The organism is Derxia lacustris (assembly GCF_002105195.1).
Classification (GTDB): domain Bacteria; phylum Pseudomonadota; class Gammaproteobacteria; order Burkholderiales; family Burkholderiaceae_E; genus Derxia; species Derxia lacustris.
Genome location: NZ_MUHU01000020.1, coordinates 46,530 through 67,182, shown reverse-complemented (window position 1 = coordinate 67,182; position 20,653 = coordinate 46,530). Strand labels below are relative to the sequence as shown.

General features: G+C 67.0%; 22 protein-coding genes. 13 read left to right on the top strand and 9 right to left on the bottom strand.

The features are described 5' to 3' along the window. Positions 1–2 precede the first annotated feature (2 nt). Positions 3–362 (bottom strand): hypothetical protein, encoded by a 360-nt coding sequence (locus B9P64_RS15470; RefSeq protein WP_085316983.1) that lies wholly within the window; start codon positions 360–362, stop codon positions 3–5. Positions 363–538: 176 nt separating this feature from the next. Between B9P64_RS15470 and B9P64_RS15465 the strand changes: the two genes are divergently transcribed. Beyond that, a complete protein-coding gene (locus tag B9P64_RS15465; protein ID WP_176256848.1) occupies positions 539–973 on the top strand; it encodes a universal stress protein in 435 nt (144 codons plus the stop codon). Here B9P64_RS15465 and B9P64_RS15460 read toward each other — a convergent pair. The 4 genes from B9P64_RS15460 to B9P64_RS15445 form a co-directional block, all read right to left on the bottom strand. Next, entirely contained in the window at positions 963–1,727 is a 765-nt protein-coding gene (locus B9P64_RS15460) for a 5'-methylthioadenosine/adenosylhomocysteine nucleosidase (RefSeq protein ID WP_085316981.1), read from the bottom strand. The two genes, B9P64_RS15465 and B9P64_RS15460, sit on opposite strands and share 11 nt — an antisense overlap. A gap of 98 nt (positions 1,728–1,825) precedes the next feature. After that, entirely contained in the window at positions 1,826–3,262 is a 1,437-nt protein-coding gene (locus tag B9P64_RS15455; RefSeq protein ID WP_085316980.1) for an NAD(P)(+) transhydrogenase (Re/Si-specific) subunit beta, read from the bottom strand. Between the two features lie 13 nt (positions 3,263–3,275). Beyond that, positions 3,276–3,596 (bottom strand): NAD(P) transhydrogenase subunit alpha, encoded by a 321-nt coding sequence (locus B9P64_RS15450; protein WP_085316979.1) that lies wholly within the window; start codon positions 3,594–3,596, stop codon positions 3,276–3,278. A gap of 31 nt (positions 3,597–3,627) precedes the next feature. After that, positions 3,628–4,746 (bottom strand): Re/Si-specific NAD(P)(+) transhydrogenase subunit alpha, encoded by a 1,119-nt coding sequence (locus B9P64_RS15445; RefSeq protein ID WP_085316978.1) that lies wholly within the window; start codon positions 4,744–4,746, stop codon positions 3,628–3,630. Between the two features lie 345 nt (positions 4,747–5,091). Here B9P64_RS15445 and B9P64_RS15440 point away from each other — a divergent pair, with 345 nt between their 5' ends. The 6 genes from B9P64_RS15440 to B9P64_RS15420 all read left to right on the top strand — a co-directional run bounded on the left by B9P64_RS15440 (position 5,092) and on the right by B9P64_RS15420 (position 10,737). Next, on the top strand, positions 5,092–5,568 hold the full coding sequence (locus tag B9P64_RS15440) for an NUDIX hydrolase (RefSeq protein WP_085316977.1): 477 nt from the start codon (positions 5,092–5,094) through the stop codon (positions 5,566–5,568). Next, on the top strand, positions 5,565–6,671 hold the full coding sequence (gene mnmA / locus B9P64_RS15435) for a tRNA 2-thiouridine(34) synthase MnmA (RefSeq protein ID WP_085316976.1): 1,107 nt from the start codon (positions 5,565–5,567) through the stop codon (positions 6,669–6,671). The genes B9P64_RS15440 and mnmA overlap by 4 nt, the downstream gene beginning before the upstream one ends. Further along, positions 6,668–7,651, top strand: a complete 984-nt coding sequence (locus B9P64_RS24505; protein WP_139826332.1) for a J domain-containing protein — start codon at positions 6,668–6,670, stop codon at positions 7,649–7,651. Before mnmA ends, B9P64_RS24505 begins: the two co-directional genes overlap by 4 nt. Before the next feature lie 127 nt (positions 7,652–7,778). Next, entirely contained in the window at positions 7,779–9,605 is a 1,827-nt protein-coding gene (locus B9P64_RS15430) for a putative nucleotidyltransferase substrate binding domain-containing protein (RefSeq protein ID WP_139826331.1), read from the top strand. Beyond that, a complete protein-coding gene (locus B9P64_RS24500; protein WP_139826330.1) occupies positions 9,602–10,237 on the top strand; it encodes a 3'-5' exonuclease in 636 nt (211 codons plus the stop codon). The genes B9P64_RS15430 and B9P64_RS24500 overlap by 4 nt, the downstream gene beginning before the upstream one ends. 149 nt (positions 10,238–10,386) lie before the next feature. Next, positions 10,387–10,737: a hypothetical protein gene (locus B9P64_RS15420; RefSeq protein ID WP_085316974.1), complete on the top strand. Its 351-nt coding sequence runs from the start codon at positions 10,387–10,389 to the stop codon at positions 10,735–10,737. A 96-nt stretch (positions 10,738–10,833) separates the two neighbouring features. Here the strand turns inward: B9P64_RS15420 and B9P64_RS15415 are convergent, their stop codons facing one another. Continuing rightward, on the bottom strand, positions 10,834–12,561 hold the full coding sequence (locus tag B9P64_RS15415; protein WP_085316973.1) for a cation acetate symporter: 1,728 nt from the start codon (positions 12,559–12,561) through the stop codon (positions 10,834–10,836). Continuing rightward, positions 12,558–12,866, bottom strand: coding sequence for a DUF485 domain-containing protein (locus B9P64_RS15410; RefSeq protein ID WP_085316972.1), 309 nt, complete (start codon positions 12,864–12,866; stop codon positions 12,558–12,560). The genes B9P64_RS15415 and B9P64_RS15410 overlap by 4 nt, the downstream gene beginning before the upstream one ends. A gap of 294 nt (positions 12,867–13,160) precedes the next feature. Between B9P64_RS15410 and B9P64_RS15405 the strand changes: the two genes are divergently transcribed. Further along, the gene (locus tag B9P64_RS15405) at positions 13,161–14,783 is read left to right on the top strand and encodes an FMN-binding glutamate synthase family protein (protein ID WP_085316971.1); all 1,623 of its coding nucleotides are present in this window, start codon (positions 13,161–13,163) and stop codon (positions 14,781–14,783) included. A 114-nt stretch (positions 14,784–14,897) separates the two neighbouring features. Here the strand turns inward: B9P64_RS15405 and B9P64_RS15400 are convergent, their stop codons facing one another. Both B9P64_RS15400 and B9P64_RS15395 read right to left on the bottom strand, forming a co-directional pair. After that, positions 14,898–15,725: an HDOD domain-containing protein gene (locus B9P64_RS15400; RefSeq protein WP_085316970.1), complete on the bottom strand. Its 828-nt coding sequence runs from the start codon at positions 15,723–15,725 to the stop codon at positions 14,898–14,900. A 197-nt stretch (positions 15,726–15,922) separates the two neighbouring features. Continuing rightward, a complete protein-coding gene (locus tag B9P64_RS15395) occupies positions 15,923–16,534 on the bottom strand; it encodes a glutathione S-transferase N-terminal domain-containing protein (protein ID WP_085316969.1) in 612 nt (203 codons plus the stop codon). Positions 16,535–16,671: 137 nt separating this feature from the next. On the opposite strand from B9P64_RS15395, the gene purB reads away from it, so the two are divergent. The 5 genes from purB to B9P64_RS15370 all read left to right on the top strand — a co-directional run bounded on the left by purB (position 16,672) and on the right by B9P64_RS15370 (position 20,604). Continuing rightward, the gene (gene purB, locus B9P64_RS15390; protein ID WP_085316968.1) at positions 16,672–18,084 is read left to right on the top strand and encodes an adenylosuccinate lyase; all 1,413 of its coding nucleotides are present in this window, start codon (positions 16,672–16,674) and stop codon (positions 18,082–18,084) included. 215 nt (positions 18,085–18,299) lie between these two features. Then, on the top strand, positions 18,300–18,794 hold the full coding sequence (locus tag B9P64_RS15385; protein ID WP_085316967.1) for a MarR family winged helix-turn-helix transcriptional regulator: 495 nt from the start codon (positions 18,300–18,302) through the stop codon (positions 18,792–18,794). 1 nt (position 18,795) lies between these two features. Further along, positions 18,796–19,332: a cytochrome b gene (locus B9P64_RS15380; protein WP_139826336.1), complete on the top strand. Its 537-nt coding sequence runs from the start codon at positions 18,796–18,798 to the stop codon at positions 19,330–19,332. A gap of 56 nt (positions 19,333–19,388) precedes the next feature. Beyond that, a complete protein-coding gene (locus tag B9P64_RS15375; protein ID WP_085316965.1) occupies positions 19,389–19,949 on the top strand; it encodes a YceI family protein in 561 nt (186 codons plus the stop codon). Between the two features lie 79 nt (positions 19,950–20,028). After that, entirely contained in the window at positions 20,029–20,604 is a 576-nt protein-coding gene (locus B9P64_RS15370) for a YceI family protein (protein WP_085316964.1), read from the top strand. Positions 20,605–20,653: the final 49 nt, after the last annotated feature.

Sequence of the window (20,653 nt, the reverse complement as noted above, 5' to 3'; positions counted from 1 at the left end):
CCTCAGCGCTGCGGCTTGCGCGCCAACTCGAGGTGCGAGTAGTCGGCGCTGTCCATCACCAGCCGCTCGATGCGCTCGCGGTCGTGCTCGCTGTCGGCGAAGGCCAGTTCCTCGGTGGCCGACGGCTTGCCGACGCGATAGCGGCGCCGGTCGGAGCGCAGATCGATCTCGCGCCAGCCGCGCGCGGTGAGCCAAGCCCACAGCTCCTCGTTCATCTCGGCGGTGACACGGACACGCACATCGGCACGGGCGATGTGCGCGCCGTGGCCGGGCATGGCGCCCGGCTGCGGCAGCGCGCGATCGACGCGCACCCCCATGGCGGTGCGCAGACCGTCCTTGATCTTGGTCGTCACTCCCATCATCGCTATTTCCTTGGTTGATGCCCGCCGCAGGCGCCTGGCTTGCCGGCCGGAGCGGCCCGGGCGCCGTTGACATCCGTCAAGCGGGCGGCCGTCGTGGCGCGCAGAATGAATTCGAGGGCCCGGCGACGCTGATGCAGATGCGTCGGGGCCGGCCTTCATGCACAGGGGAATTCAACATGATCGACCGCGTTCTGGCAGCCATCGACGGTTCCGAAACCTCGACGCGTTCTCTCGAAACGCTCATCGCCGTGTCGGCCGACTTGAAGTCGCCGCCCGACATCGTGCTGCTGAACGTCACGGTACCGATGCCCGTCATGACCGGCATGGGCGTGGTGCTCAGCGACGACGTACTCCAGGACTATTACACCGAGGCCCAGGAGCAGGCGCTCAAGGATGCGCGCGCCAAGCTCGACGCCGCCGGCCTCAAGTACATCGAGCGCAAGGAAGTCGGCGATCCGGCCGACCTGATCGCGCGGGTGGCGCAGGAAACCGGCGCCAAGTTCATCTTCATCGGCAGTCGCGGTCATGGCGCCATCGGCAGCCTGCTGCTCGGCAGCACCTCGCAGAAGGTGATGCATCTGACGCAGATTCCGGTCGTCATCACGCGCTGAGCGCATCGAGCAGCCGACGCACGAAAACGTGCGAGTACCGGCTGGCGACGCGCTCGACGAAGCGGCCGAAATCGAAGGCCGCATGCGCATCGGCGCGGTCCGACACGGTGCGCATCACGGCCAGCGGCATGCCGTGATCGGCGCAGACCTGCGCCACCGCCGCGCCTTCCATTTCCACCGCCAGCAGGCCGGGCAGATCGGCGCAGAGCTGCGCCGCCTTGCCGGCATCGGCGATGAACTGGTCGCCCGAGGCGATCAGGCCGGCATGCACGCGCGGCGCGCTCACGCCAAATTCCGCGAGCGTGGCCGCGTCCACTTCTGCCGCCAGATCGAGCGCGAGCGCCTGCTCGGCTGCCGTGCGCGCGAGTGCCGCGAGCTGCGCATCGGCCGCAAAGCGCGACGTGCCCGTCAGCGGCACCTCGAAGCGCGGGAACAGCGGCCGTGCATCCATGTCGTGCTGCACCAGCGCGTCGGCGATCACGATGTCGCCCACGCGCACGCCGTCGCCGACGCCGCCGGCCACGCCCGTGAACAGCACCGCGCCCACGCCATAGCGGTCGAGCAGCGTGGTCGCGGTGATGGCCGCCGCCACCTTGCCGATGCCCGACAGCACGGCCACCACCTCATGCCCGGCGATCTCGCCGAGGAAGAACTCGCGGCCCGCGCGCGTCTCCTTGCTGGCGGTTCGGCCCATGTCGTCGAGAAAGCCGTGCAGCTCCTCGCGCATGGCCGCCACTACCGCGATCCGCCCCATGACCCGCTCCTTGCGTGCAAAAGAAAATGGCCGGGACTGTGCCCGGCCATCGCCCTGATGGGAAGCGCGGCGGGCGTGCTGCCCGCCGCGAGCGGCGCCTACTCCACCGCCTTCACCATGTCCTCCACCACCTTCTTCGCATCGCCGAAGACCATCATCGTGCGGTCCATGTAGAACAGCTCGTTGTCGAGGCCGGCATAGCCGCTCGCCATCGAGCGCTTGTTCACGATGATCTGGCGCGCCTTGTAGGCCTCGAGAATCGGCATGCCGGCGATCGGCGACTTGGGGTCCTTGGCGGCCGGGTTCACCACGTCGTTGGCGCCGAGCACCAGCACCACGTCGGTATCGCCGAAATCGCTGTTCACGTCCTCCATCTCGAACACCTGCTCATAGGGCACTTCGGCCTCGGCGAGCAGCACGTTCATGTGGCCCGGCATGCGGCCGGCCACCGGATGGATCGCGTACTTCACCGTCACGCCGCGCTCGATGAGCTTGTCGGTCAGCTCCTTGAGCGGATGCTGGGCGCGCGCCACCGCGAGGCCATAGCCCGGCACGATGATGACCGTCTCGGCCTGGCTCAGCAGAAAGGCCGCATCGTCGGGCGAGCCGCTGCGCACCGGCCGCTGCTCGGCGCTGCCGCCGGTGGTGGCCGCCGCCGGTGCATTGCCAAAGCCGCCCAGCAGCACGTTGAAGAACGACCGGTTCATCGCCTTGCACATGATGTAGCTGAGGATGGCGCCCGATGACCCGACCAGCGAGCCCGCGATGATGAGCATGCTGTTGTTCAGGCTGAAGCCGATGCCCGCCGCCGCCCAGCCCGAATAGCTGTTGAGCATGCTCACCACCACCGGCATGTCGGCGCCGCCGATGGGGATGATGATGAGCACGCCGAGCACGAAGGCGATCAGCAGCATCAGCACGAAGGGCGTCCAGCTCTGCGTGACCACGAAGGTCAGACCCAGCCCCAGCATCGCCAGCCCGAGCACCAGATTGAGCATGTGCTGGCCGGCAAACTGCACCGGCGCGCCCTGGAACAGCCGGAACTTGTACTTGCCCGACAGCTTGCCGAAGGCGATCACCGAGCCGCTGAAGGTGATGGCGCCGACGAAGGTGCCGATGAACAGCTCGATGCGGTTGCCGTAGGGGATCGCCTCGCCCTTGGCCACGATGTTGAAGGCCCAGGGCTCGGCCACCGCCGCGATGGCGATGCAGACCGCCGCCAGACCGATCATCGAGTGCATGAAGGCGACCAGCTCCGGCATCTTGGTCATCTCGACGCGCTTGGCCATCAGCGCGCCGGCGCCGCCGCCGACCACCAGCCCGGCCAGCACATAGCCCAGGCCCGGACCGGCCAACTCGGGCGCCAGCTTGAAGATGAGGCCGATGGTGGTGACCACCGCGATCGCCATGCCCGACATGCCGAAGGCATTGCCGCGCCGCGACGTGGCCGGATGCGACAGGCCCTTGAGCGCCTGGATGAAGCAGATCGATGCCACCAGATACAGCAGCACGACCGTGTTGAGGCTGAACGTCATGTTGGCGCGCTCCTCAATGCGTGGCCGAAGCGGGAGCCTTCTTCGGCTCCTTCTTCTTGAACATTTCCAGCATCCGCCGCGTGACGAGGAAGCCGCCGAAGACATTCACCGCCGCCAGCGCCACGGCCAGCGTGCCCATGGTCTTGCCGAGCGCGGTTTCGGTGAGCGCGGCGGCCAGCATGGCGCCCACGATGATGATGGCCGAGATGGCGTTGGTGACCGCCATGAGCGGCGTGTGCAGGGCCGGGGTCACGTCCCAGACGACGTGGTAGCCCACGTAGACCGCCAGCACGAGAATGATGAGATTGATGATGGTGTGATCGATGGCTTCCATGGCCGTCTCCTGATGTTGTGTTGACGGGGCCTCAGCCCTTGCGCTGCACTTGGCCGTCGGCGGCCACGAGGCAGGCCGCGACGATGTCGTCCTCGCGGTTGATGTGCAGTGCGCCTTCCTTGTTGATGACCAGCTGGAGAAAGTCGAGCACGTTGCGCGCATAGAGCGCCGACGAATCGGCCGGCACGGTGGCCGCCAGATTGGGCACGCCCACGAGCGTCACGCCATGCTTCACGACGATGCCGTTCAGCTCGCTGATCTCGCAGTTGCCGCCCTGCTCGACCGCCATGTCGAGGATCACCGAGCCCGGGCGCATCGACTGCACCATCGCCTCGGTGATGAGCGTGGGCGCCTTGCGGCCCGGGATGAGCGCGGTGGTGATCGCGATGTCGCTCTGCTTCAGGCGCTCGCCGACCGCGACCGACTGCCGCTGCATCCAGCTCGGCGGCATCGGCCGGGCATAGCCGCCCACGCCGGCGGCGGCTTCGCGCTCCTCGTCGGTCTCGTAGGGCACGTCGACGAACTTGGCGCCGAGCGATTCGATCTGCTCCTTCACGGCCGGGCGCACGTCGCTGGCCTCGACCACGGCGCCCAGGCGCTTGGCGGTTGCAATCGCTTGCAGGCCGGCGACGCCGGCGCCCAGCACCAGCACGCGCGCGGCCTTCACGGTGCCGGCGGCGGTCATGAACATCGGCATCATCCGGCCGTAGACGCCGGCGGCCAGCAGCACCGCCTTGTAGCCGGCGATGTTGGCCTGCGACGAGAGCACGTCGAGGCTTTGCGCGCGCGTGGTGCGCGGCGCGGCTTCGAGCGCAAACGCGGTGATGCCGGCAGCGGCCAGCGCGGCCACGCCCTCGGCGTTGAACGGCTCCAGCATGCCGACGAGGGCGGTGCCGGGTTTCATCAGCGCGAGTTCCTCGGCTTGCGGCGAGCGCACCTTGAGCACCAGTTCGGCGCCAAAGGCGTCGGCGGCGCTGCCGATGCGGGCGCCGGCCGCCACGAAGGCGGCGTCGGGTTGCGCGGCACGGTCGCCGGCGCCGGATTGCACGACCACGTCATGGCCGGCGGCGACATATTTCTTGACGGTCTCGGCGGTCGCGGCAATGCGCGTCTCGCCGGAGCGGCTTTCCAAAGGGATGCCGATGCGCATGGATCTCCTCGATGCGTTGGGGATGGGCAGGGCGGGGCGGGGCGAGGGTCGAAAGCCACCTGGAGTACGCGAGGCCTTCTGGCGTTCGCGTCCGGCTAAGCCGGGAATGTCGGGGCCGACCGATTGAGAGAAGAGCCCGGTCCGGGCAGGGCAAGGCGGTGAGCGCTCGATTGCGCCGGGGACCGCGGCAAGCCTTCGTCAAGGTTTTGCCTGTTGCCTGCGAGTCGGACCAAAGTGTTTCGGATGGTAGCCACATTTTGTTCAGCGCAACCTCGCCTCAGGGTCGGTACGGAGCGGCTGGCTAGAATCGTCGCCCGCCTTGCAACACCGAAAAGCCTGCCTGCCATGTCCGTCTGGAAACCCAATGTCACCGTCGCCGCCATCATCCGGCGCGACGACCGCTTTCTTCTCGTGGAAGAGGAAACCTCCGACGGCCTGCGCCTGAACAACCCGGCCGGGCATCTGGAGCGCGGCGAATCCATCGTCGAAGCCGTGGTGCGCGAGGCGCTGGAAGAAACCGCGCACGACTTCGTGCCGACCGGCTGGCTCGGCACTTACATGAGCATCGGCGCGCGCGGTGGCGAGGAAGTGACCTGGCTGCGCTTTGCCTTCGTCGGCACGCTCGGCGCCTTCCACGCCGACCGGCAGCTCGATACCGGCATCCTGCGCACGGTCTGGCTCACGCTCGACGAGGTGCGCGCTGCCGAAGCCGCCGGCCGGCTGCGCTCGCCGCTGATCGTCCGCTGCCTCGAAGACAGCCTGAGCCGCGCGCCGCTGCCGCTCGATGCGCTGTTCACCCACGACTCGGTGTGGCAGGCGTGAGCCGCGGCCGCGTGGTGGTCGGCATGTCGGGCGGCGTGGATTCGTCGGTGACCGCTTGGCTGCTGAAGGAACAGGGCTACGAGGTGATCGGCCTGTTCATGAAGAACTGGGAAGACGACGACGACAGCGAGTACTGCTCGACGCGCCAGGATCTGCTCGACGCGGTGAGCGTGGCCGACGTGATCGGCATCGACATCGAGGCGGTGAATTTCGCGGCCGAATACAAGGACCGCGTGTTCGCGGAATTCTTGCGCGAATACCAGGCCGGCCGCACGCCCAATCCCGATGTGCTGTGCAATGCCGAGATCAAGTTCAAGGCCTTTCTCGATCATGCGATGCGCATGGGCGCCGAAATGATCGCCACCGGCCATTACGCGCGCGTGCGCTTCGATGAGGCCAGCGGCAAGCATCAATTGCTCAAGGCGGTCGATCACACCAAGGATCAGAGCTATTTCCTGCACCGGCTGAATCAGGCGCAATTGAGCCGCACGCTGTTTCCGCTCGGCGAGATCCGCAAGACCGAGGTGCGCGAGATTGCCGAGCGCATCGGCCTGCCGAATGCCAAGAAAAAGGATTCGACCGGCATCTGCTTCATCGGCGAGCGGCCGTTCCGCGACTTTCTCAATCGCTATCTGAGTTATGCGCCCGGCGCGATGGTCACGCCCGAAGGCCGCAAGGTCGGCCAGCATGTGGGCCTGAGTTTCTACACGCTGGGCCAGCGCAAGGGGCTCAATATCGGCGGGCTCAAGGGCTTTCAGGGCGCGGACGGCATTGGCGAGCCGTGGTTTGTCGCGGCCAAGGATTTGGCGCGCAATGAATTGGTGGTGGTGCAGGGGCATGAGCATCCGCTGCTGCTGTCGCACAAGCTCACTGCGGATCAGGCGAGCTGGGTGGCGGGCGAGGCGCCGTCGGCGCAATTGCTGGCAGCCAAGACGCGTTATCGGCAGAGCGATTCGGCTTGCGTGTATTCGGATAGTGCGGAGGGATTTGCGCTGGCATTCGACGCGCCGCAATGGGCGGTGACGCCGGGGCAATCGGCGGTGGTCTACGACGGCGAGGTTTGCCTGGGCGGCGGGATCATCGCGACGGTGCCGGCGAATTGAGCGCCGAGCGGCCGGTCGATGCAGCAGCGCTGCTGCCTGCGGCGGCGGCCGCCACGGAGCACGACGCCTTCAATTCGCTCATCGAGCGCATCAGGCAACGCCGCGCCTTGCTGGCCGAATGGGAGCAGGCGATTCCGGCCTTCCGGCAGAAATGCCTGACCGAGCTGTTTCCGCTGCGCGACAAGGAGCGGCAATTGCGCGCGCAATTGGCCCTCGATCTCGATGCGATTCATGGCGGCAAGGGCTTTTCCAGAAACGAGCGAAGCAAGCTTTCCGAATTGATCGTCGGGCTGGCGGGCGGCGTGCTGCGCCATGCCGAGGATGCGGAAATGCGCCGGCTGGTCAATGCGCATTCCGATCCGGACGAAGACGCGCAAGCCGACGAAATGCCGCCCGCCGATGCGCCGGCACAAGACGAACCGCGCCCCGCGCACGAAACCGCCAAGGCCCAGGCCGCCGCCCATCGCAAGGCGGCCAAGGCCCAGGCGCGCGCCGACAAGCGCGAAGCCGAAACCCGGCAATTGAGCCAGTCGATCCGCGAGGTCTATCGCAAGCTGGTCAGCGCACTGCATCCCGACCGCGAGCCCGATCCGGCCGAGCAATTGCGCAAGACCGCGCTGATGCAGCGCGTGAATGCCGCCTATGAAAAAGGCCAGCTGCTGCAATTGCTGGAGCTGCAACTGGAGCTGGAGCACATCGACGAGGCGCATCTGGCCAATCTCGATGCAACGCGGCTTGGCACTTATCAGCGCATTCTCAAAGGCCAATTGGCCGAGCTGGACAGCGAGATTCAGCGCATCGAGCGCGAATTCATTGCCGACTTCGGCCTGTCGGCGAAAGAGCGGCTGCGGCCGGACGGGCTGCTGCCGATTCTCAAGTCGGATGTTGCCGCCTGCCGCAAGAGCCTCCGCACGCTGGAAGCGATGCTGGAACTGGCCGGCGATGCGCGGCAATTGCGCAGCTGGCTCAAGCAGCTCTAGCCGGGCGGCGGCGCAATCCCCGGGAAAGCCCTGTGTGGCATTGCACCGCCGCTTGCGCCGCGCCAATCGCGCGCGCGATGGCGCCGCGAGAATGGACGTTTCGCAGCCGGTTTGCCGAGGTCATCGCTTGCCCAACGCCTTCAACTTCTCCGTCTCGCCCTTCGACTGTCTGAGCGGCGACGAGCGTCGCCTGGTGCGCGACAGCCTCGACATCGCGTATTTCCGCGAGGGCGAGGTGATTCTCGAACCGGGCGTGCAGCCGGCGCATCTGTTCATCGTCATCAAGGGCTTCGTCAACCAGACCGATGGCGAAGAACTGGTGGCCACCTACGGCGCCGACGACTGCTTCGACGGCCGCGCGCTGATGGCCGGCAAGGTCGGCAGCCGCTTCGTCGCGTCGGAGGAGGTGCTGGCTTATCAGCTGGCGCGCGCCGCCGTCACCGAGCTGATTTCCCGCAACGCCACCTTCGGCGCGCTGCTGTTCGCCGATCTGTCGAAGAAGCTGAGCGCGCTGAGCGAGCGCCACAGCCAGCATGAGATGCAGTCGCTGACCACCGCGCGCGTGAGCGAACTGCTGCTGCGGCCGGCGCGCTACATCGATGCCGAGGCCGACATCGTGAGCGTGGTGCGCTTCTTCGAGCGGCACCGCACGGCCAATGTGCTGGTGCGCGACGAGCGCCATAACCCGCCTCGCATCGGCATCTTCACCAACACCGGCTTGCAGCGCGCCATCCTCGACGGCCGGCCGCTCGATCAACTCGCGGTGCGCGAGCTGGCCAACTTCAAGCTGGTGACGGCGCGGCCGAGCGACTACCTGTTCGATGTGCTGGCGACGATGATCCGGCACCGCGTGCGCCGGGTGGTGGTGCAGGACGGCGACGAGATCACGGGCATCCTCGAACAGCTCGATCTGATGAGCTATCTGTCCAACCACTCGACGCTCATCACGCGCCAGATCAACGAGGCCGCCGACCTCGCCGCGCTCAAGGCGCCGGCCGAGCACATCACGCGGCTGATCGCGCTGCTGTTCCGCGTCGGCACCAAGGTGAGCCTGATCGCCAAGCTGGTGCAGGAGCTCAACGCCAAGCTGTTCGAGCGCAGCTGGCAGCTCATCGCGCCGCCCGATCTGGTGGAAAACAGCTGCCTGTTCGTGATGGGCAGCGAGGGGCGTGGCGAGCAGCTGCTCAAGACCGACCAGGACAACGGCCTGATCCTGCGCGACGGCTATGACTGCCCGCACGATCTGCCGGCGCTGTGCCAGCAGCTGTCCGAGGCGCTGGCGCAGTTCGGCTACCCGGAATGCCCGGGCCGGATCATGGTCAGCAATGCCGACTGGCGCATGTCGGCCACCGAGTTCGGCCAGACCGTGCGGCGCTGGCTGCTCATGCCGACCGCCGAGACGCTGATGGCGCTGGCGATCTTCCTCGATGCGCATGCGGTCTGCGGCGATCCGCAATTGCTGGAGGAGGTGCGCGCCGAGGTGTTCAAGCTGGTCAACGACAACGATGCGCTGATCGCGCGCTTTGCCTCGGCCATCAATGCGTTTGCCGAAAGCAGCGGCTGGTGGAACCGGCTGTTCTCGCTCGGCGATTCGAGCGCCGAGCAGCTCGACCTGAAGAAGGCCGGCACCTTCCCGCTGGTGCACGGCATCCGCGCGCTGGCGCTCGATGCGCGGCTGGTGGAGACCGGCACGGTCGACCGCATCGAGGCGCTGGTCGCGGCCGGCAAGCTCGATGCCGAGCTGGGCACCGACCTGGTCGACAGCCTGCATTTCTTCATGGGCCTCAAGCTCAAGATGGGGCTCGCGGCGCTGGAACAGGGCCGGGCCAGCGCCGGCGGCATCGTGGTCGACAAGCTCTCCAGCCTCGACCGCGACCTGCTGAAGGACACGCTCGGCGTGGTCAAGCGCTTCCGTGCGCTGCTCAGCCACCGCTTCCGGCTGGACGCGCTGTGAGCGGCGGACTGTGGTCGCGCGTCAAGCGCGAATGGCTGCTCTACCACCTGGCCGACGAGCGCTTCCGCTTCCTCTACGACAAGCCGCCCGCCGATGAATGGGTGTCGGTCGATTGCGAGACCACCGGCCTCGACACCCGCCGCGACGAGATCGTGTCGATCGGCGCGGTGCGCATCGTCGGCAATCGCATCATGACCAGCGAGCGGCTGGAGCTGCTGGTCAGGCCGAGCAAGGGCGTGTCGGGCGAGAGCGTGCGCATTCACGGCCTGCGCGAGCGCGACGTGGCCGGCGGGCTGGAGCCGGAAGAGGCATTGAAAAGACTGCTTCACTTCATCGGCAGCCGGCCGCTGGTGGGCTACTACCTCGAATTCGACGTGGCGATGATCAACCGGCTGATGTGGCCGATGCTCGGCGTGCCGCTGCCCCAGCCCAGGATCGAGGTGTCGGGCATGTTCTACGAGTACAAGCATCGCCAGCTGCCGCCCTATCAGCAGGGCAGCGAGATCGACTTGCGGTTTGCCACGCTGATGCGCGACCTCGGCCTGCCGATGTGGCCGGCGCATAACGCCGTGAACGATGCGGTGATGGCCGGGCTGGCCTTCATCAAGCTGCGCCAGCTGCTCGCGCAATAGATGTCGGCAAGCGCTTGCCATCCGGGCCGGTCGGGCGACCGATCGTCGAAATAGTTGGTAAGCGATCCCAGAAGATGGAAACCGGCGCTGTTCCCGCGACTTGAATTGCTGCACTGCATGATAGCTTCGGGAAAACCCTAGAGAGCGCCATGAGCACCAACTCCTTTCCCTTCACGCCCTTCGTTGCCTACGCCACCAGCCTTGCGAGCTGGCCGTTCGTCCTCACTCAATCCAGCCTCGAACAGCAGGCCGAGCTGCGCGACAAGACGCTCGCGCTCACCTGCGAGCCCAGCCTCGATCACATGCAGGACGTGTCCGATGCGGCGCGCGCCTGCTTGTCGAACGCGCTGTCCGCGCCCTTCGACGCGATGCGCGCCCAGTACGCTGCCAGCGTGCGCGCCGGCGTCATCGAGCGCTCGATGCTGGGCTGGCGCGACTTCGAGCGCCAGATCGTGCAGATGGAAAAGCTGACCCTCGGGCCGCTGGCGCGCAACCACTGAAGCCGCCGCCGCAGGGCGCGCAGCCATGAAAAAAGCCGGGCATGCCCGGCTTTTTGCTTTGCGGCGGCCGGCCCGCGAAGGCCGGCCGTGCCGCGATCAGTGACCCGACGCGCCCGAGGCACCGAGACCGGTTTCCGAACGCACTTGCTGGGCTTCGAAATCGGCGCGTTCCTTGGCGGCCTGGGCGCTGCGGTCGAGCAGCGAGAAGATCCAGATGCCGAGGAAGCCGATGGCCATCGAGAACAGCGCCGGCGAGGTGTAGGGGAACAGCGCCGAGCCCTTGGGATTGCCGAGCGTGGCTTCCCACACCGACGGCGACACCACGGTGAGCGCCACCGACGAGATCAGGCCGAGGAAGCCGCCGATCACCGCGCCGCGCGTGGTGCAGTCCTTCCACAGCACGCTCATGAACAGCACCGGGAAGTTGGCCGAAGCCGCGATCGCGAAGGCCAGCGACACCATGAAGGCGATGTTCTGCTTCTCGAACACGATGCCCAGCGTGACCGCCAGCACGCCGAGCGCGATGGTGGTGATGCGCGAGACCTTGAGCTCCGAGGCGCTGTCGGCCTTGCCCTTCTTGAACACCGTCGCGTACAGGTCGTGCGACACCGCCGAGGCGCCCGACAGCGTGAGGCCGGCCACCACCGCGAGGATGGTTGCAAACGCTACCGCCGAGATGAAGCCGAAGAAGATGTTGCCGCCGACCGCCTTGGCCACCAGCACCGCCGCCATGTTGGCCGTGCCCGCGCCGCCGTGGATCACGCCCTTGGCCGTGTCGGCGTACTCGGGATTGGTGAGCACCAGGGTGATCGCGCCGAAGCCGATGAAGAAGATCAGCACATAGAAGTAGCCGATCCAGGTCGTGGCCCAGAACACCGACTTGCGCGCTTCCTTGGCATCGGGGACGGTGAAGAAGCGCATCAGGATGTGGGGCAGGCCGGCGGTGCCGAACATGAGCGCCATGCCGAAGCTGATGGCCGAGATCGGATCCTTGACGAAGCCGCCCGGCTTCATGATCGACGCGCCGACGCTGGCCGCCTCTTCGGTGGTCTTGCCGCCGTTGATCGCGATCTGGGTCTTCACCTCGACCGCCTTGGCGAACAGCGCCTCGGGGCTGAAGCCGAACTGCGACAGCACCATGATGGCCATGAAGGTCACGCCGGCGAGCAGCAGGCAGGCCTTGATGATCTGCACCCAGGTGGTGGCGGTCATGCCGCCGAACAGCACGTAGACCATCATCAGCGCGCCGACGATGACCACCGCCACCCAGTATTCAAGGCCGAACAGCAGCTTGATGAGCTGGCCCGCGCCGACCATCTGGGCGATGAGATAGAAGGCCACGACCACCAGCGTGCCCGAGGCCGCGAAGGCGCGGATCGGCGTCTGCTTGAAGCGGTAGCCAGCCACGTCGGCGAAGGTGAACTTGCCGAGGTTGCGCAGGCGTTCGGCCATCAGGAAGGTGATGACCGGCCAGCCGACCAGGAAGCCGATGGAGTAGATGAGGCCGTCATAGCCGTTGGCCATGACCGCCGCCGAAATGCCCAGGAACGAGGCAGCCGACATGTAGTCGCCAGCGATTGCAAGGCCGTTCTGAAAGCCGGTGATGCCGCCGCCCGCCGTGTAGAAATCGGCCGCCGACTTGGTCTTGGCCGCCGCCCACTTGGTGATGAACAGCGTGGCCACGACGAAGACCGCGAACATGCCGATCGCGGTCCAGTTGGTTTCCTGCTTGGCGACCTGGCCCATGTCGGCGCCGGCGGCGAGCGCGCCGCCGGCGGCGGCGAGCGCGCCGAGCGCAAAGAGGCATTTGAGAAGCTGGTTCACTTGACTTCCTCCGCGAGGATCTCGGCGGTCAGGCGGTCGAATTCGCCGTTGGCGCGCTGCACGTAGAAGCCGGTGATGGCGATGGTGAAGAGGATCACGCCGAAGCCGATCGGCACCCCGATCGTCGTCACGCCCGCACCCAGCGGCGTGCCGAGGAACTCCTTGTTGAACGCGATCAGCGCGATGTAGCCGTAGTAGACGACCAGCATCAGGATCAGCAGCGTGATGCCGAAGGTATTGCGCTTCGACTTCAGCTCCTTGTACTTGGGATTGGCCTGGATCCTGGCCACCACCGGGTCACTCATGTCTCTCTCCTCGCTTGGATTTATGCATGGGGCAATTGCTTTTGACTTCCCCATCGCCCGCACTCTCAGTGGACCGCCTGACCAATTGCTGACGGAAATGGCCGTCTCAGGGTCGATGCCCCCGGTTCGAGGGAAAACCCCGTGGGCCTTGCCAGCCAGCAGGCAGGCGCCCGAGATCAGCCCCGGCTTGCGCCGCCTGATCGGGTCATCGAGCGGTATCGGTCGCGGCCGACAATTGGCGCCCGGCCCCGTCGCCGCAGTGCTGCGCGGGGCGCTTCAACCGGATCGATCGCCATGCCATTGCGCTATCTCGCCCCACTGGCCGCACTTGCGGCGCTTGCCGTCAGCCTGCTGCTGCACGGGCGCTGGACCTGGGCCGACGGCTCGGCCGCCGCCTTTGGCGCGCTGACGCTGGTCGGCGTCTGGGACTTCGCCCAGACCCGCCACAGCATCCGGCGCAACTACCCGCTGCTGGCGCATTTCCGGTTCTTCTTCGAGAAGATCCGGCCCGAGATCCGCCAGTACTTCGTCGAGGACGACACCGAGGAGCGGCCGTTCTCGCGCAACCAGCGCAGCATCGTCTACCAGCGCGCCAAGCAGGAGCTGGACAAGCGGCCGTTCGGCACCCAGCTCGACACGCATGCGCGCGGCTACGAATGGATCGCGCATTCCATCGCGCCGGCGCACATCGCGAGCAGCGATTTCCGCATCGTCGTCGGCGCCGGCCGCGCCAAGCCCTATTCGATGAGCGTGTTCAACATCAGCGCGATGAGCTTTGGCGCGCTGTCGGCCAACGCCATCCTCGCGCTCAACAGCGGCGCCAAGCAGGGCGGCTTTGCGCACGACACCGGCGAGGGCAGCATCAGCCGGCATCACCGCGTGCATGGCGGCGACCTGATCTGGGAGATCGGCTCGGGCTACTTCGGCTGCCGCAACGACGACGGCAGCTTCAGCGCCGAACGCTTTGCCGAGAACGCGCGCGACAGGCAGGTGAAGATGATCGAGCTGAAGCTGAGCCAGGGCGCCAAGCCCGGCCACGGCGGCGTGCTGCCCGGCCCCAAGGTCACGCCCGAGATTGCCGAGGCGCGCGGCGTGCCGGCCTGGCAGGACTGCAATTCACCGGCCGCGCATTCGGCGTTTTCCACGCCGGTCGAGCTGCTGCAATTCGTCGACCGGCTGCGCACGCTGTCGGGCGGCAAGCCCACGGGCTTCAAGTTCTGCGTCGGTCATCCGTGGGAATGGTTCGGCATCGTCAAGGCGATGCTGGAGACCGGCATCACGCCGGATTTCATCGTGGTCGATGGCGGCGAGGGCGGCACCGGCGCGGCGCCGGTCGAGTTCACCGATCACGTCGGCACGCCGATGCAGGACGGGCTGCTGCTGGTGCACAACACGCTGGTGGGCGTGAATCTGCGCGACCGCATCCGCATCGGCGCGGCGGGCAAGATCGTCACTGCCTTCGACGTGGCGCGCACGCTGGCGCTGGGCGCCGACTGGTGCAACTCGGCGCGCGGCTTCATGTTCGCGCTCGGCTGCCTGCAGGCGCAGAACTGCCATACCGGCCGCTGCCCGACCGGCGTGGCGACGCAGGACGCCTGGCGTCAGCGCGCGCTGGTCGTGCCCGACAAGGCCGAGCGCGTCGCGGCCTTTCACCGCAACACACTCAAGGCGCTGGCTGAGCTGCTGGCCGCTGCCGGCCTCGCGCATCCGGATGAGCTCGGGCCGATGCACATCGTGCGGCGGCTGTCCGAAGCCGAGGTGCGGCTGCTGAGCCATCTGCTGCCCTGGCTTGAGCCGGGCGAGCTGCTGCGCGGCGCCGGCGATGCGGCCGAGGTGCAGCAGCATGTGTTCCGCGAGTACTGGCCGCTTGCGCGCAGCGACAGCTTTGCGCCGCGCGCGCCGGCGGCTGCGGCCTGAGCGGGGCATTGCCGAGAGGGCGCGCGTCGGCACGGGCCCAGGCAATGCGTGGCGGCAAGGAAAAAGGGCGGGCGGCCATCGCGGCCGCCCGCCCTTGCGTGGTGCGGGTGCGGTTCAGTTCACCATCGCTTCCAGTCCTTCGGCCAGGGCGCTCAGCGCCGGCATGCGGCGCAGCACCAGGTCGGGCGCGAGGCCGATCGATTCGGCCACGGCGGCCGGGAAGGTCGCGTCGATCTCCTCCTGCGCCAGGCCCTTCTCGTCGGCGCGCGCGCGCCAGGCCGCAATGTGGATGACCGCCGCCAGCCGCGACGCCGGCGCCACGCTCAGCGGATCGACGCAGCCGCGCAGCGCCTCGACCAGATCGGCCGGAAACTTCCACTGCCGGGCCAGCTCGGCGCTGACCGCCGAATGGTCATAGCCGAACGAGGTGCGCTCCATGTCGGGCCGGCGCGCATCGAGCGTGTCGGCATGCTTGGACAGCTCCAGCATCTCGGCCGGCATGCCGGCATGCATCACCAGCTCGCCGATGGCGTTCATCAGCCCGGCGGTGAAGGCCAGCTCGCTGTTGACGCCGGCCGGTCCGGCCAGCCAGCGCGCGGCCACCGCCGTGTGCAGGCTGTAGCGCCAGAAATGCTTCATGTCGATGCCGGGCAGCGGCTTGTTGGCCGCCGCCAGCCCCGAGCTGATGACCAGCGTGCGCACATTCATGAAGCCGAGCATCAGCACCGCGTCCTGCACCGTGCCCACGGTCTTCGACACATGGAAGTAGGTGGAGTTGGCCATGCGCAGCAGCTTGGCGGTGAGCACGGCATCGGCCGCGAGCTTGTTGCTCAGGGCTTCGACCGGAATGTCTTCCTGCTCGAAGCTGGCGATCAGTTCGTGGACGACCTTGGGAATGGCGGGCAGCGCATAGGGCTGCTTGAACAGGGTTTCGAGGCGCACGGTCCCTCCGGGTGGATGTTGGGCAGCGGCGTGGCGCGTGGGCAGACGGCAGACGCAGGCTCACGCCGGACAGGGACCCCACGGTAAGTGGCGCGACCGGCGCGCATGCGGGCAAACAGCGGCCGGCGAGGCGCGCTGTTCATGGATTGCAGGGAATGCCCGGACGATCTGCCGCGCGGATGGCGCGGCGGCCGGCTTCAGGCCGCCGGCGGCGCGGTGTCGATGAAGCTCTGGCGCTTGGCGAACTTGTCGAACCAGCGGCCCAGGTTGGGATGGGCGGCGCGCCAGTCGAGATCGGTCATGCGGAAGTCGAGATAGCCGAGCGCCACGCCGGCGGCAACGTCGCCGAGCGTGAGCGTCACGCCGCTGAACCAGGGCTTGTCGCCGAGACTGGTGGCGAAGGCGGCGACGCCGTGATCGAGCTTGGCGCGATTGCGCACGAATACCGCTTCGTCCTGCTTCTCGGGCGCGCGCAGCGATTCGAGCCGGATCGCGACCGCCGCATCGCAGACGCCGTCGCCGAGCGCTTCGAGCACGCGCACCTCAAGCCGCGAGCGGCCGTTGGGCGGGATGAGCTTGGCGTTCGGGCTGAGCCCGTCGAGGTATTCGACGATGACGCGTGAATCGAAGATGGCGCTGCCGTCTTCCATCACCAGGCAGGGCACCTTGCCGAGCGGATTGGTGTCGAGGATGCGGCTGTCGGGCCCCCAGACATTGTCGAGTTCGAACTTGTAGTCGAGTTTCTTCTCGGCGAGGACGACGCGCACCTTGCGCACGTAGGGAGAAGTGAGGGACCCGATAAGTTTCATGTCTTGGGATGCAGCGATCGAAGTGGCGCCGAGTATAGCCGGCCACCCTCGCGCAAGTGCCTGATTCCACTTGGCTTGTGGCGCGGAGCAGGACAGGCCGGCGCGTAGAATCCGCGCCAGATTTTCGACGGATCACCATGGCAAACGACAACCTTTCCGCTTCTTCCCCGGCCATCGCGCCGCAACTGGCCAATGCGCTGCTGGCGCTGTCGCCGCTCGATGGCCGCTATGCCGGCAAGACCGAGCCGCTGCGCGAGCATCTTTCCGAAGCCGGCTTCATGCGCAGCCGCGTGCGCGTCGAGCTGGCCTGGCTGGTCGCGCTGTCCGATGCCGGCCTGCCCGAGCTCAAGCCGTTCAGCGCCGCCGCGCGCGCGCGACTGGCCGCCATCGGCGCCGACTTTTCGCTCGAAGACGCGGCGCGCATCAAGGCCATCGAGGCCGTCACCAACCATGACGTGAAGGCGGTCGAGTACTTCCTGAAGGAGAAGGTGAAGGGCGATGCCGAGCTGGAGGCCGCCGCCGAGTTCATCCACTTTGCGTGCACCAGCGAAGACATCAACAACACCTCGCACGGCCTGATGCTGAGCGCATCGCGCGCCGAGGTGCTGCTGCCGACACTGGGCAAGGTTCTGGCGCGGCTGGTGGAGATCGCCCATGCCGAGGCCGAGACGCCGATGCTGTCGCGCACCCACGGCCAGACCGCGTCGCCGACCACGCTGGGCAAGGAATTCGCCAACGTGGCCGAGCGGCTCAAGCGCGCGATCGCCCGCATCGAGGCGGTGCAGATCCTGGGCAAGATGAACGGCGCGGTCGGCAACTACAACGCCCATCTGTCGGCCTATCCGGAGCTGGACTGGGAGGCGTTCTCGAAGAACGTGGTCGAGAACTCGCTCGGCCTGACCTTCAATCCGCACACCATCCAGATCGAGCCGCACGACTACATGGCCGAGCTGTTCGATGCCGTGGCGCGCGCCAACACCATCCTGCTCGACCTGAACCGCGACGTCTGGGGCTACATCTCGCTCGGCTACTTCAAGCAGAAGCTCAAGGCCGGCGAGATCGGCTCCAGCACCATGCCGCACAAGGTCAACCCGATCGACTTCGAGAACAGCGAAGGCAATCTGGGCCTGGCCAATGCGGTGCTCAAGCATCTGAGCGAGAAGCTGCCGGTCTCGCGCTGGCAGCGCGACCTCACCGATTCGACCGTGCTGCGCAACATCGGCGTGGCCTTCGGCTATTCGACGCTGGCCTGGGACAGCTGCCTGCGCGGGCTGAACAAGCTGGAGACGAACCCGGCGCGCATCGCTGAAGACCTCGACGCGTCCTGGGAAGTGCTGGCCGAGCCGATCCAGACCGTGATGCGGCGCTACGGCGTGGCCAATCCCTATGAGCAGCTCAAGGAGCTGACGCGCGGCAAGGCCATCACCGCCGAGACGCTGCGCGCCTTCATCCAGGGGCTGGCGATTCCCGAGGAGGCCAAGGCGCCGCTGCTGGCGCTGACGCCGGGCAGCTATATCGGCAAGGCGGTCGAGCTGGCGCGCCGCGCCTGATCGCCGGGCGGGCGGTGGCGCCTGCCGCGTGCGCGCCGGGCTGGCGCCATGCCGCCCGCAGCCGTGGCCGCAACTCAGCCGCTGCACCGCTGCCGCCATCGATTTGCCGCCTTCAAGGCCGCCGCCGTCTCCGGACGCGGCGGCCTTTTTGTTACATCACAAGTATTTGCTGCCGATAGACAGCCGCTGCCGATTTAGTTCTAATGCGAACCAACATGAATCCGACCGATCCACTCGACTACAAGCGCGCGCTGCCGACGATCCGGCTGCTCACCCGCTGCTTCCAGGCCTTCGAGCGCCTGTCGAATGCCAACGTGCGCAAGTTCGGCCTGACCGGGCCGCAGTTCGACATTCTGGCCACGCTCGGCAATACCGACGGCATGACCTTTCGCGAACTGGGCGAGCGGACTCTGATTACCAAGGGCACGCTGACCGGCGTGGTCGACCGGCTTGAGGCGCGCGGGCTGGTCGGCCGCTGCGCGCATGAATCGGACGGACGCAGCACCCGCGTCAGGCTCACCGCCTGTGGTCAGGCGCTGTTCGAGCAGGTGTTTCCGCAGCAGCTCGCGCATTGCTCGTCGGCCTTCGACGCCCACGGCTGCGAGGAACTGGCCGAGCTGAACGAACGGCTCGCGCGGCTGCTGCACAGCCTTGAAAACTTTGGCGGATCGCAGTCCGCCGCTGCCAACAACGGAGAAAACGATGACTGACATTCGCGGCTATACCGGCATCGCCAAGCTGCTGCACTGGCTGGTGGCGCTGCTCATCGTGCTGGCCTTCGGGCTGGCGCTGGTGATGACCGACATGCCGGGCATGACGCCGACCAAGCTCAAGTACTTCAACTGGCACAAGTGGCTCGGCGTGACGGTGTTCGGGCTGGCCTGCCTGCGCCTGATCTGGCGGCTGTTTCATGAACCGCCGGCGCTGCCCGCGCACATGAAGCCCTGGGAAAAGCTGCTGGCCCACGGCGGTCATCTGGCGCTGTACTTCTTCATCTTTGCCGTGCCCTTCGTCGGCTATCTGTACAGCCTGGCGGCCGGCTTTCCGGTGGTCTACCTCGGCGTGCTGCCGCTGCCGGTGGTGATCGGGCCCGATCCGGCGCTCAAGCCGGTGCTGAAGGAAGCGCACGAACTCATCGCCTGGGCCATGGCGGCCGTGGTGGCCGGCCATGCGGCGGCGGCGCTCAAGCATCACTTCATCGATCGCGACGATGTGCTGCGTCGCATGTTGCCGGGTGGCCCGCGCTGAGCGACTGAACTTCCATCGCGCCGCGCAAGGCGGCGCCATCCCCTGAAAGGTTGGACATGAACAAGCCCGTATTCGTGCGTGCTGCGGCGGCGCTCGCCCTGGCACTTCCCGCCCTGGCCTTTGCCGCGCCGGTCGATGTGGCCAAGAGCGCCGTCAGCGTCACCTTCAAGCAGATGGGCGTGCCGGTCGACGCGGCCTTCCGCAAGATTTCCGGCGACGTGACCTACGACCCGGCCAAGCCCGCCGAGGCCAAGGCGCGCATCGACATCGACGTGGCCGGCTTCGACCTCGGCGATCCCGAATACAACAAGGAAGTGCTCAAGAAGGACTGGTTCAACGCGGCCCAGTTTCCCAAGGCCAGCTTCGTGACCACGGCGGTCAAGCCGGGCGCGGCCGGCAAGTTCGACGCCACCGGCACGCTGACCATCAAGGGCAAGACCCAGACGCTGACCGTGCCGGTCACCGTCGCGCCGGGCGCCGGCGCCACCGTGTTCAGCGGCGCGCTGCCGATCAAGCGCCTCGCCTTCGACATCGGCGAGGGCGAATGGAAGGACACCGGCATGGTGGCCGACGAGGTCGTCATCAAGTTCAAGCTGGCCGTGCCGGCCGGCAAGTAAGCCCGCATCGATTTTTTCCGGTCCGCGCCTGCCCGCGCGGCCGCTTTTCCCGCCTCAACCTCTGCCCAGGAGTTCGTTCATGAAGTCACTCGTCATTGCCGCCTCGCTCGCGCTGGCCTCGGCCGCCGCCGTTGCCGCCCCGGTCACCTACAACCTCGATCCGGCCCACACCTATCCGAGCTTCGAAGCCGACCACATGGGCGGCCTGTCGACCTGGCGCGGCAAGTTCGAGAAGAACAGCGGCACGGTCGTGCTCGACAAGGAAGCCAAGACCGGCGCGGTCGACGTGACCATCGACACCGCCTCGATCAACTTCGGCCACGCCAAGATGAACGAGCACGCCAAGGGCCCCGAGATGTTCGACGTGGAGAAGTTTCCGACCGCGACCTACAAGGGCAAGCTGGTCAAGTTCAACGGCGACACGCCGACCGAAGTGGACGGCGAACTCACGCTGCATGGCGTGACCAAGCCGGTCACGCTCAAGATCGACAAGTTCCTCTGCAAGCCGCATCCGATGCTCAAGCGCGAAGCCTGCGGCGCCGATGCGATCGGCACCTTCAACCGCGCCGATTTCGGCATCGACTACGGCAAGGGCTACGGCTTCAAGATGGATGTGACGCTGCGCATCCAGGTCGAGGGCGTGAAGGCCGAATAAGCCTGCAATCGGCCGCACCTAGAATCCCGGGCTTCTTCCCACTGCCCGA

What these genes read in the sequence shown, in the direction of transcription:
- B9P64_RS15470 (WP_085316983.1), bottom strand. Translation starts at nt 362, where the DNA reads ATGATGGGAGTGACGACCAAGATCAAGGACGGTCTGCGCACCGCCATG.
- B9P64_RS15465 (WP_176256848.1), top strand. Translation starts at nt 539, where the DNA reads ATGATCGACCGCGTTCTGGCAGCCATCGACGGTTCCGAAACCTCGACG.
- B9P64_RS15460 (WP_085316981.1), bottom strand. Translation starts at nt 1,727, where the DNA reads ATGGGGCGGATCGCGGTAGTGGCGGCCATGCGCGAGGAGCTGCACGGC.
- B9P64_RS15455 (WP_085316980.1), bottom strand. Translation starts at nt 3,262, where the DNA reads ATGACGTTCAGCCTCAACACGGTCGTGCTGCTGTATCTGGTGGCATCG.
- B9P64_RS15450 (WP_085316979.1), bottom strand. Translation starts at nt 3,596, where the DNA reads ATGGAAGCCATCGATCACACCATCATCAATCTCATCATTCTCGTGCTG.
- B9P64_RS15445 (WP_085316978.1), bottom strand. Translation starts at nt 4,746, where the DNA reads ATGCGCATCGGCATCCCTTTGGAAAGCCGCTCCGGCGAGACGCGCATT.
- B9P64_RS15440 (WP_085316977.1), top strand. Translation starts at nt 5,092, where the DNA reads ATGTCCGTCTGGAAACCCAATGTCACCGTCGCCGCCATCATCCGGCGC.
- B9P64_RS15420 (WP_085316974.1), top strand. Translation starts at nt 10,387, where the DNA reads ATGAGCACCAACTCCTTTCCCTTCACGCCCTTCGTTGCCTACGCCACC.
- B9P64_RS15410 (WP_085316972.1), bottom strand. Translation starts at nt 12,866, where the DNA reads ATGAGTGACCCGGTGGTGGCCAGGATCCAGGCCAATCCCAAGTACAAG.
- B9P64_RS15405 (WP_085316971.1), top strand. Translation starts at nt 13,161, where the DNA reads ATGCCATTGCGCTATCTCGCCCCACTGGCCGCACTTGCGGCGCTTGCC.
- B9P64_RS15395 (WP_085316969.1), bottom strand. Translation starts at nt 16,534, where the DNA reads ATGAAACTTATCGGGTCCCTCACTTCTCCCTACGTGCGCAAGGTGCGC.
- purB (WP_085316968.1), top strand. Translation starts at nt 16,672, where the DNA reads ATGGCAAACGACAACCTTTCCGCTTCTTCCCCGGCCATCGCGCCGCAA.
- B9P64_RS15385 (WP_085316967.1), top strand. Translation starts at nt 18,300, where the DNA reads ATGAATCCGACCGATCCACTCGACTACAAGCGCGCGCTGCCGACGATC.
- B9P64_RS15375 (WP_085316965.1), top strand. Translation starts at nt 19,389, where the DNA reads ATGAACAAGCCCGTATTCGTGCGTGCTGCGGCGGCGCTCGCCCTGGCA.
- B9P64_RS15370 (WP_085316964.1), top strand. Translation starts at nt 20,029, where the DNA reads ATGAAGTCACTCGTCATTGCCGCCTCGCTCGCGCTGGCCTCGGCCGCC.